At 53.6% G+C, this 10,901-nt stretch carries 7 protein-coding genes; 2 read left to right on the top strand and 5 right to left on the bottom strand.

The window, feature by feature from the left end; genetic code table 11:
• Window positions 1-280: 280 nt before the first annotated feature.
• The 5 genes from asnB to nagB form a co-directional block, all read right to left on the bottom strand.
• On the bottom strand, window positions 281-1,945 hold the full coding sequence (gene asnB / locus CWM52_RS20020; RefSeq protein WP_100685684.1) for an asparagine synthase B: 1,665 nt from the start codon (window positions 1,943-1,945) through the stop codon (window positions 281-283).
• 279 nt (window positions 1,946-2,224) lie between these two features.
• A complete protein-coding gene (locus tag CWM52_RS20015) occupies window positions 2,225-2,977 on the bottom strand; it encodes an HAD-IIA family hydrolase (RefSeq protein ID WP_015584887.1) in 753 nt (250 codons plus the stop codon).
• A 45-nt stretch (window positions 2,978-3,022) separates the two neighbouring features.
• Window positions 3,023-4,243, bottom strand: coding sequence for a DNA-binding transcriptional regulator NagC (nagC, locus tag CWM52_RS20010; RefSeq protein ID WP_100685683.1), 1,221 nt, complete (start codon window positions 4,241-4,243; stop codon window positions 3,023-3,025).
• A gap of 7 nt (window positions 4,244-4,250) precedes the next feature.
• Window positions 4,251-5,399: an N-acetylglucosamine-6-phosphate deacetylase gene (gene nagA, locus CWM52_RS20005; protein WP_100685682.1), complete on the bottom strand. Its 1,149-nt coding sequence runs from the start codon at window positions 5,397-5,399 to the stop codon at window positions 4,251-4,253.
• Window positions 5,400-5,527: 128 nt separating this feature from the next.
• The gene (nagB, locus tag CWM52_RS20000; RefSeq protein ID WP_004859594.1) at window positions 5,528-6,328 is read right to left on the bottom strand and encodes a glucosamine-6-phosphate deaminase; all 801 of its coding nucleotides are present in this window, start codon (window positions 6,326-6,328) and stop codon (window positions 5,528-5,530) included.
• 313 nt (window positions 6,329-6,641) lie between these two features.
• Between nagB and nagE the strand changes: the two genes are divergently transcribed.
• Window positions 6,642-8,660 carry an N-acetylglucosamine-specific PTS transporter subunit IIBC gene (nagE, locus tag CWM52_RS19995; RefSeq protein ID WP_100685681.1) on the top strand — a complete coding sequence of 673 codons (2,019 nt, stop codon included), beginning with the start codon at window positions 6,642-6,644 and terminating at the stop codon, window positions 8,658-8,660.
• Between the two features lie 177 nt (window positions 8,661-8,837).
• Window positions 8,838-10,505 carry a glutamine--tRNA ligase gene (gene glnS / locus CWM52_RS19990; protein ID WP_100685680.1) on the top strand — a complete coding sequence of 556 codons (1,668 nt, stop codon included), beginning with the start codon at window positions 8,838-8,840 and terminating at the stop codon, window positions 10,503-10,505.
• Window positions 10,506-10,901: the final 396 nt, after the last annotated feature.

Raw genomic sequence — 10,901 nt, 5'->3', positions numbered from 1 at the left:
CCTGTGACCCCATCATTATGAGTGATGTGCTCTAACCAGCTGAGCTACGTAGCCATCTTTTTTTCGCGTTACCTTATCGGCGTTGCGGGGCGCATTATGCGTATTGGGCCTGCGAGCGTCAACCCCTTTTTCAATGAAAATCGCCGGAATGTGACTGTTTGGTTAGGTTGCGAACAGCGTGATGGAATAATCGGCAATTATTGGTTATTTATCGTTTTTCAGCGGTAAAAAAAGCCATAAAAAAACGGACCCCTCGGGGTCCGTTGGTGATGCAAATTGTTTATTTATAAGCTGACTGGTGAACGCCAACGGCGCGTCCTGACGGATCGTTCATGGTTTTGAACGCTTCGTCCCACTCAATCGCCTTAGCCGATGAACAGGCTACTGACGGGCCGCCAGGTACGCATTCGGCCGCGCTAGGTACCGGGAACAGCTCCTCGAAGATTTCACGATACAGGTACGCTTCTTTAGACGACGGTGTGTTGTACGGGAAACGGAAGCTGGCGGTTTCCAGCTGCTGATCGGAGACCTGTTTCGCCGCAACCTCTTTTAACGTATCGATCCAGCTGTAGCCTACGCCGTCAGAGAACTGCTCTTTCTGGCGCCATGCGACGCTGGCCGGCAGATAGGATTCAAAACATTCACGCAGGATATGTTTTTCCATTTTGCCGTTACCACACATTTTGTCCTGCGGGTTAATACGCATCGCGACGTCAAGGAACTGTTTGTCGAGGAACGGAACGCGCGCTTCCACCCCCCAGGCTGACATGGCTTTGTTTGCCCGGGCGCAGTCAAACATATGCAGCGCCTGCAGCTTACGTACGGTCTCTTCATGCAGCTCTTTGGCGTTTGGCGCTTTATGGAAATAGAGATAGCCGCCGAACACCTCATCAGAACCTTCGCCTGACAGCACCATTTTGATGCCCATCGCTTTGATTTTACGCGACATTAAATACATCGGCGTCGATGCACGGATGGTGGTCACATCGTAGGTTTCGATGTGATAGATAACGTCACGGATGGCATCCAGACCTTCCTGCACGGTGAAGTGGATCTCGTGGTGGACGGTACCCAGATGGTTGGCGACTTCCTGCGCGGCTTTCAGATCCGGCGAGCCTTGCAGGCCGACGGCGAAAGAGTGCAACTGCGGCCACCAGGCTTCGCTACGTTCCTGATCTTCAACCCGGCGAGCGGCGAATTTTTTGGTGATAGCGGAGATGACCGACGAGTCGAGGCCACCGGACAGCAGCACGCCGTAAGGCACATCAGACATCAGGTGGCTTTTGACGGACTCTTCCAGCGCCTGACGCAGTTCGTTTTTATCCGTGACGTTGTCTTTTACCGCATCATAGTCAAACCAGTCGCGCTGATAGTACTGGCGGATTTCACCGTCTTTGCTCCACAGGTAGCTACCCGCCGGGAACTCTTTGATTGTCCGGCAGACCGGAACCAGCGCTTTCATTTCTGAGGCGACGTAGAAGTTGCCGTGCTCGTCGTGGCCCATATACAGCGGGATGATGCCGATATGGTCGCGGCCAATCAGATACGCGTCCTGTTCGCTGTCGTACAGCGCGAAGGCGAACATCCCCTGCAGATCGTCGAGGAATGCCGCGCCTTTTTCCTGATACAGGGCGAGAATGACTTCGCAGTCGGAGCCGGTCTGGAAGGTATAGCGGTCGCCGTATTCCGCACGCAGCGCCTGGTGGTTATAAATTTCGCCGTTTACCGCCAGCGCGTGGGTTTTTTGCGCGTTGTACAACGGCTGGGCCCCGGCGTTCACGTCGACAATAGACAGACGCTCATGGACCAAAATAGCTTTATCGCTGGCGTAGACGCCGGACCAGTCCGGGCCGCGGTGGCGCATCAGGCGGGAAAGTTCCAGTGCCTTTTTACGCAGCTCAGCTGCGTCAGTTTTAATATCCAGTACGCCAAAAATAGAACACATAACCTTCTCCATTACCCTGTCGTGTTGTGATGTTGTGCAGACGTCGTCTTATCGCGAGGTCTCAGTGCATGTCTAAGAAAATGCCGTAAAGGAGAGGAGGGCGCAAGAGATTTACGGTCAGTAAAAGAAAAAACGCAATGACGATTACTGAATATTAAAAAAAGAGCATGTTTTAAGCAGCTTTATTGATGGATGTTCAGTGATTGGCTGTTTTTATTAGATGAGATTCTTTTTTCAGGCGTGATAAATGAAAAACCACGTCTCAGGACGTGGTTTTATTCAGAAAATATCAATTTCGGCAACCGACGGATAGATCCACGACGGCCGGAACGGCAGGCTGTCGATATCGTCGAGCGTCGATACGCCGGAGAGAACCAAAATGGTTTCCAGACCGGCCTGGAAACCCGCGAGGATATCGGTACGCAGATTGTCGCCGACGATAACCGTCTGCTCGGAGTGCGCCTGCATCTTATTCAGCGCAGAGCGGATAATCCACGGGCTGGGTTTTCCCACGTAGAACGGCTTGCGGCCGGAGATTTTCTCAATTCCGGCGCAGAGAGCGCCGCAGGCCGGATAGAAGCCGCGACCGTGAGTATCTGGGTTGGTGGCAATAAAGCGCGCGCCGTTGGCGACAAAGAAGGCCGCTTTATGCATCATCTCCCAGTTAAAGGAGCGGGTTTCACCGACGATAACAAAATCCGGATTGACGTCGGTAATGGTAAAGCCGGCTTTATAAAGCTCGTGAATCAGCGCGCCTTCACCGACCACATAGGCTTTCTTGCCCTCCTGACGGCGCAGGAAATCAGCGGTGGCCATCGCGGAGGTATAAAAGGCGCTATCCGGCACGTCGATCCCGGCGGTCGCAAAGCGGTTTGCCAGGTCCTGCCCGGTCTGGGAAGGGTAGTTGGTCAACATCACCAACGGCATATCTTTCTCAAGAATGCGTTTGATAAATTCAGCAGCGCCCGGCACGGCCACATTGTCGTGCATCAGCACGCCGTCAATATCACAGATTACGTTTTGAATGGTCATGGACAGTCCGACATCGTTGAAGAAAGGCGAAACTATATAGCCGCGTTAGCTTTCCAGCAAACGCTGGAGCAGTATACCGTTGAGCATGGCGCGTTTCACCAGCGCAAAAGCGCCGATTGCGGAGCGGTGATCCAACGTGGAGCGAACGACCGGCAGATTCTTGCGAAACGCCTTCAGTGCCTGAGCGTTAATGCAGCCAGCGATCGCGGGTAGCAGGACCTTTTCTGCTTCGACTATTTCGCCGGCGATCACCACTTTTTGCGGATTAAACAGGTTAATGGCGATAGCAATGGTTTTACCGAGGTGACGCCCCACATATTCGATGACTTCGCAGGCCAGGGCGTCGCCTTTATTGGCGGCTTTGCAGATGGCTTTGATCGTGCATTCGTCCGCGGTCAGTTTACTTTGGTAGCCCTGTTCAAGAAGGTGGCGCACGCGTTGTTCGATGGCCGCGTTGGCCGCGACGGTCTCAAGGCAGCCAAAATTGCCGCAGTGACAGCGTTCACCCAGCGGGTCGACCTGAATATGGCCTATCTCGCCGACGTTGCCGTTACGGCCGATAAAAATACGGCCGTTGGAGATGATTCCCGCGCCGGTGCCGCGATGGACGCGCACCAGAATAGAGTCTTCGCAATCCTGGCTCGCACCAAAGTAGTGCTCCGCCAGCGCAAGGCTGCGAATATCGTGACCCACAAAACAGGTGACTTTAAAGCGTTTTTCCAGTGCTTCAACCAGCCCCCAGTTCTCGACCTGAATATGCGGCATATAGCGAATCACGCCGCTTTCCGGGTCGACGAGCCCGGGTAAGATCACCGAGATAGCGATAAGTTCGCGGATCTTGCGCTGGCAGCTTTCAGTAAAGGTCGCAATGATGTTCAGCAGCGCATGTTCCAGCGTCTCCTGCGTACGTTCCGGCAGCGGGAAATGTTCTTCTTCCAGCGTCTTGCTGCTTAAATCATACAGGGTCAGGGTCGCGTCGTAGCGGCCAAGGCGCACGCCGATAGCATGGAAGTTGCGGGTTTCCGCAATAATTGAGATAGCGCGGCGGCCTCCGGTAGAGGCCTGCTGATCGACTTCTTTGATCAGCCCGCGTTCAATCAGTTGACGCGTGATTTTCGTCACGCTGGCAGGGGCAAGCTGGCTTTGTTCCGCAATCTGAATGCGTGAAATGGGGCCGTGCTGGTCAATGAGCCGATACACGGCCGCGCTGTTCAGCTGTTTTACGAGATCAACGTTACCAATTTGAGCATGTCCGCCTGCTGTCATTCTTTACTTACTCAGTGACGACCTCGTTACCATTAACGATGGTCTTGATGATTTTATAATCGCGGGTGAAGGCGGTCAGGTTAGCGACCATTCCCGGTGCGATGCTGCCGAGCTGTTTCTCTACGCCAATGGCGCGCGCGGGGTAGAGGGTTGCCATACGCAACACTTCGTCCAGCGCGATACCGCAATGTTCGACGAGATTGCGGACACCTTCAATCATGGTCAGCGAAGAACCGCTGAGGGTACCATTTTCATCCACGCACAGCCCGTTCCGGTAGTATATTGTTTTACCGGCAAAAATGAACTGGTCAATATGCGCGCCCGCCGGAGCGGTGGCGTCAGTGACGAGGCACAGCTTGTCGCCTTTCAGGCGTTTTGCATTGCGCACGTTAGCATAATCAACGTGCATACCGTCGACGATAATACCGCAGTAAACATCCGGCTCGTCGAAAATCGCACCAGCCAGGCCCGGCTCACGCCCGGTAATATACGGCATGGCGTTGTACAGATGGGTGGCGAAGGTGATGCCCGCGCGAAAACCGATTTTCGCTTCTTTCAGCGTGGCGTTGGAGTGGCCTGCGGAAACCACGATCCCGGCAGCCACCAGTTTACGAATCACCTCGCTACTGACGCGCTCAGGGGCGAGCGTCACTTTGGTTATCACATCGGCATTTTCACACAGAAAATCGACCAGCGCCGCGTCCGGCAGGCGAACGTAGTCCGGGTTGTGCGTGCCTTTTTTCACCATGTTCAGCCACGGGCCTTCAAGGTGCAGACCCAGCGCCTGGTTCGGATGTTTTTGCAGGTACTCGCGCATGACGCGCACGCCCTGTTTCATCAAATCATCGCTGGAGGTAATCAGCGTCGGCAGATAGCTGGTGCAGCCAGAACGTTCGTTGGCCTTCTGCATAATTTCCAGCGTTTCGACGGTGACGGCGTCAGGGCTGTCGTTAAACTGCACGCCGCCACAGCCGTTCAGCTGCACGTCGATAAAACCGGGGGCAAGAACGGCGCCATTGACCGAGCGTTGCTCAATCTCAGACGGCAAATCAGCCAGTGAACAGATACGTTCGATAAGGCCATCAGCGATGATAATCGCATGGTCATCCAGAATTTCATGACCGGTATAAATCCGGCCTTGGGTTAATGCATACATTACGACCCCCGGTTCACACACGCTCTGCGGCAGGCTGGCTTCTACAGGGTTGATCTGATGCCGCCTGGCAGAGCTGGTGTAGCAAAAAAATGAAATGTCCCGCGGAGAGGCCGCAGGACGAGACTACCTTACAGCCCTTTGACGTTTTCGGCTTCTAATTCATTGAAGTATTTCAATGTCTTCACTTTCAGTTCCATGGTGGACGGCTCGTCGCAGACGATAACTGCTTTCGGGTGCAGCTGCAGACAGGTAATGGTCCACATATGGTTGACGTTGCCTTCAACCGCCGCCTGCAGCGCCAGCGCTTTCTGGTGACCCAGTACCAGAATCATCACTTCTTCCGCATCCAGCAGGGTGCCCACGCCCACGGTCAGCGCATATTTCGGCACCAGATCCACGTCGCCGTCGAAGAAGCGTGAGTTTGCCACGCGGGTTTCATGAGTCAGGGTTTTAATACGGGTGCGGGAGGCCAGTGAAGAGGCGGGTTCGTTGAACGCGATATGCCCGTCGTTGCCGACGCCGCCCATAAACAGGTTGATTTTACCGTAGGAGCGGATTTTTTCTTCGTAACGACGACATTCTGCATCAATATCTGGCGCATTGCCGTTCAGCAGGTTAATGTTTTCTGCCGGAATATCAACGTGATCAAAGAAGTTACGATGCATGAAGCTATGATAGCTTTCCGGATGCTCTTTCGGCAGGCCAACGTATTCGTCCATGTTGAAGGTCACAACATGTTTAAAGCTAACCTGGCCTGATTTGTGCATTTCAACCAACGCTTTGTAAGCGGTCAGAGGCGTACCACCGGTAGGCAGACCCAGGACAAACGGACGGTCCGCTGTCGGTTTGAACGCGTTAATGCGGTTAACGATGTGGCGAGCGGCCCATTTGCCGACTTGTTCAGCGGTTACCAGGGGGATCAGTCTCATTCTTCACCTCTATAGTTAAATTAGAACCTGGCGGATTGGCGCCGGCATACCATTAAGAGTATTACAGTGACTACGACCAGCGGGGTCAATCCGTGTTGATTTTTTGAATGATAAAATAAGTTTTCGATGTTAGCCAGCCGAAGGGAGGGGTTAATACGATATTTGGTGATTATGGTCACAAAAAGTACGCATTTAATTTGCGATACGAATTAATTTTCCACACACTTTGCAAGTAAGTTAAAAAACCAACCTGGTTACACAATAAAAAAGTGGCTTTGAATGAGCCTTATCGGGGTCTCATAGGGGGAATAAAGTGAGCATTCTAGGTTATCTGCAAAAGGTTGGCCGCGCGCTTATGGTGCCGGTCGCCACGCTGCCGGCGGCAGCGATATTAATGGGTGTCGGTTACTGGATTGACCCGGTAGGCTGGGGTGGAAGCAACGCGCTGGCAGCGTTCTTCATTAAATCCGGTTCCGCGATCATCGACAATATGTCCGTACTATTCGCCATTGGTGTGGCTTATGGTATGTCTAAGGATAAAGACGGCGCTGCGGCGCTAACCGGTTTTGTGGGCTTCCTCGTGTTGACCACGCTCTGCTCTCCGGCTGCGGTTTCCATGATCCAGAAGATTCCGGCGGATCAGGTTCCTGCGGCATTCGGTAAGATCAGCAACCAGTTCGTGGGCATCCTCGTGGGGATCATTTCCGCAGAGCTGTATAACCGCTTCAGCGGTGTTGAGCTGCCAAAAGCGCTCTCCTTCTTTAGCGGTCGCCGTCTGGTGCCGATTCTCACCTCCTTTGTGATGATCGCTGTCGCGTTCATCATGATGTACATCTGGCCGGTTATCTTCGACGGTCTGGTGAACTTCGGTGAGCATATCCAGAAGCTGGGTTCTGTCGGTGCGGGTGTGTATGCGTTCTTCAACCGTCTGCTCATTCCGGTCGGTTTGCACCACGCGCTCAACTCGGTGTTCTGGTTTGACGTTGCCGGTATCAACGATATTCCTAACTTCCTCGGCGGCGCGCAGTCTATCGAAGCAGGCAAAGCGGTTGTGGGTATCACCGGTCGTTACCAGGCGGGCTTCTTCCCGATCATGATGTTTGGTCTGCCGGGGGCGGCGCTGGCTATTTACCACTGCGCGCGTCCTGAGAACAAGGCGAAAGTGCTGGGTATTATGATGGCGGGTGCTTTTGCTGCCTTCTTTACCGGGATCACCGAACCGCTGGAATTCTCCTTCATGTTCGTTGCCCCGGTGCTGTATGTCATTCACGCCGTGCTGACCGGTATTTCGGTCTTCATCGCTGCCAGCATGCACTGGATTGCCGGTTTCGGCTTCAGCGCCGGTCTGGTGGATATGGTACTGTCGTCCCGTAACCCGCTGGCGGTCCACTGGTATATGCTGATCCCACAGGGTCTGGTCTTCTTCGTTATTTACTACGTGATCTTCCGCTTCACCATTACCAAATTCAACCTGATGACCCCGGGGCGCGAACTGGCCGTTGCCGGTAGTGAAGCGGATGGTCAGGATGTGAATGTCAGCAGTGGCAAAGAGCAGGATGTGACGGGTCTGGCACGTCAGTACATCGCCGCCGTCGGCGGTTCTGACAACCTGACCGGTATCGATGCGTGCATCACCCGTTTGCGTCTGAACGTTAAGGACTCTTCTCTGGTGAACGAAGCGCTGGCGAAACGTCTGGGCGCATCTGGCGTGATTCGCCTGAACAAAACGAGCGTACAGATTATTGTCGGCTTCGTGGCGGAAAAAATCGCTAACGCGATGAAAACGACGGGGCCGGTAGCCGCGGCAGAAGGTCACGCTGCGCCCGCCGCCGCTCCGACGGCAAAACCGCAGGCCGTGGCTAACGCCAAAACCATCGCGGCGCTGGTTTCGCCGATTACCGGTGATATCGTTGCGCTGGAGCAGGTGCCTGATGAAGCCTTCGCCAGCAAAGCGGTCGGCGATGGCGTGGCGGTGAAACCGACCGACAAAACCGTCGTGGCTCCGGCTGCGGGTACCGTCGTGAAGATCTTCAATACCAACCACGCGTTCTGTCTGGAAACCGAAAATGGCGCGGAAATCGTCGTCCATATGGGTATCGACACCGTGGCGCTGAACGGCCAGGGCTTCAAACGTCTGGTTGAAGAAGGCGCAGAAGTGCAAGCCGGTCAGCCGATTCTGGAAATGGATCTGAAATTCCTGAATGCCAATGCCCGTTCAATGATCAGTCCGGTCGTGTGCAGCAACAGCGACGATTACAGTGCGCTGGTGATTCAGGCAACCGGTAAGGTTGTGGCAGGCCAGACGCCGCTGTATGAGATTAAAGGTAAATAAGGCTCCTGAGTCACGTTTATGCCTGAGCGGCGGGGGAAACCTCCGCCGCTTTTTTTTGGCGCATCTGACCCCATAAGCTTCTTCAGATACGTATTTTCAGTAACTAATAGTTGTCTCAACGCCCCGCTTGTAAGATCATGTGCCGTTATACGTTGTTTAAGCTTTGAGGAACCCACGATGAGTGAGGCAGAAGCCCGCCCGACTAACTTTATTCGTCAGATCATCGATGAAGATCTGGCTACTGGTAAGCACACCACCGTTCATACTCGCTTCCCGCCGGAACCGAACGGTTATCTGCACATTGGCCATGCGAAGTCTATTTGCCTGAATTTTGGTATTGCTCAGGATTACCAGGGCCAATGCAACCTGCGTTTCGATGACACCAACCCGGTGAAAGAAGATATCGAATACGTAGAGTCGATTAAAAACGACGTGCAGTGGTTAGGTTTCCACTGGTCCGGGGATGTTTGCTACTCGTCTGATTATTTTGACCAACTGCACCAGTATGCCGTTGAGCTGATCAACAAAGGCCTGGCCTATGTTGACGAACTGTCGGCGGATGAAATTCGCGAATACCGCGGTTCGCTGAAAGCGCCGGGTAAAAACAGCCCGTATCGCGATCGCAGCGTGGAAGAGAACCTGGCGCTGTTTGAAAAAATGCGTGCCGGTGGTTTTGAAGAGGGTAAAGCCTGCCTGCGCGCCAAAATCGATATGGCTTCGCCGTTTATCGTCATGCGCGATCCGGTGCTGTACCGCATTAAATTTGCCGATCATCATCAGACCGGCAGCAAGTGGTGCATCTATCCGATGTACGACTTCACGCACTGCATTAGCGATGCGCTGGAAGGCATTACGCACTCCCTGTGTACCCTGGAGTTCCAGGATAACCGCCGTCTGTATGACTGGGTGCTGGACAACATCAGCATCCCGGTTCACCCGCGTCAGTACGAATTCTCGCGTCTGAATCTCGAATATACCGTGATGTCCAAGCGTAAGCTGAATCAACTGGTTACCGAGAAGCACGTGGAAGGCTGGGATGATCCGCGTATGCCGACCATTTCCGGTTTGCGTCGTCGTGGCTATACCGCTGAGTCCATCCGCGAGTTCTGCAAGCGCATTGGCGTGACCAAGCAGGACAATACCATTGAGATGGCATCGCTGGAATCCTGCATCCGCGAAGATCTCAATGAAAACGCGCCGCGCGCCATGGCCGTTATCGACCCGGTTAAGCTGGTCATCGAAAACTACCCGCAGGGCGAAAGCGAAAGGGTGACGATGCCGAATCACCCGAATAAACCGGAGATGGGTAGCCGCGAAGTACCGTTTAGTGCTGAGATCTGGATTGACCGCGCCGACTTCCGTGAAGAGGCGAATAAGCAGTACAAGCGTCTGGTGCTGGGTAAAGAAGTGCGCCTGCGTAACGCCTACGTGATCAAGGCCGAGCGCGTAGAGAAGGATGCAGAAGGTACTATCACCACCATCTTCTGTACCTATGATGCCGATACGCTGAGCAAAGATCCTGCCGATGGCCGCAAGGTGAAGGGCGTGATTCACTGGGTGAGCGCAGCACACGCGCTGCCGGTTGAAATCCGTCTTTACGATCGTCTGTTCAGCGTGCCGAATCCGGGGGCAGAAGAAGACTTCCTGGCGGTGATGAACCCTGAATCGTTGGTGATCAAGCAGGGCTTCGCCGAGCCGAGCCTGGCCGCTGCGGAGGCCAGCAAGGCCTATCAGTTTGAGCGTGAAGGTTATTTTTGTCTCGATAGCCGCTATGCAACCGCAACGCATCTGGTGTTTAACCGCACCGTTGGCCTGCGTGATACCTGGGCTAAAGCCGGCGAGTAACTTTTTCGTCGCGGCCCGGCCGTCGTTTCTGAGTAAAACGCCGCATTTCGCGGCGTTTTTTTTATCCTGAAATCAGTGGATTAAGTTGGTTATTTTCGCGATGCGAATTAATCTTGTTTGCTGTGTGTCATCTCTGCCAGACCCGCCACGCCTCCCCCCGCGACATAAAACGGCTGTAAGCGCTTTCATTCTCAATTTTCTTTCTATTTAGTAATTACTTACGATGAAAGAGTATGAGGGGAAGTGTTGTTACAAAAAGAAATAGAATATGTGCGCTTTGTCATAATCTTAAGTTTTGATCGGCGAAAGAGATTGATAATTCGCGTCACGAAAAATAGTCTATCAACAGTGGTTATGCGGTTTTTACCGCTCCACTTTTCGCAGTCTTATTTATTT

The organism is Raoultella sp. T31 (genome assembly GCF_002806725.1).
Taxonomy (GTDB): Bacteria; Pseudomonadota; Gammaproteobacteria; order Enterobacterales; family Enterobacteriaceae; genus Klebsiella; species Klebsiella electrica.
The sequence above is the reverse complement of the archived record's forward strand: the minus strand, read 5'-3'. Positions and strand labels throughout refer to the sequence as shown.

Bases quoted from the DNA above. Each gene is read 5' to 3' on its own strand.
- nagA (WP_100685682.1), bottom strand. From the start codon at position 5,399: ATGTATGCATTAACCCAAGGCCGGATTTATACCGGTCATGAAATTCTG.
- nagC (WP_100685683.1), bottom strand. From the start codon at position 4,243: ATGACAGCAGGCGGACATGCTCAAATTGGTAACGTTGATCTCGTAAAA.
- asnB (WP_100685684.1), bottom strand. From the start codon at position 1,945: ATGTGTTCTATTTTTGGCGTACTGGATATTAAAACTGACGCAGCTGAG.
- nagB (WP_004859594.1), bottom strand. From the start codon at position 6,328: ATGAGACTGATCCCCCTGGTAACCGCTGAACAAGTCGGCAAATGGGCC.
- CWM52_RS20015 (WP_015584887.1), bottom strand. From the start codon at position 2,977: ATGACCATTCAAAACGTAATCTGTGATATTGACGGCGTGCTGATGCAC.
- glnS (WP_100685680.1), top strand. From the start codon at position 8,838: ATGAGTGAGGCAGAAGCCCGCCCGACTAACTTTATTCGTCAGATCATC.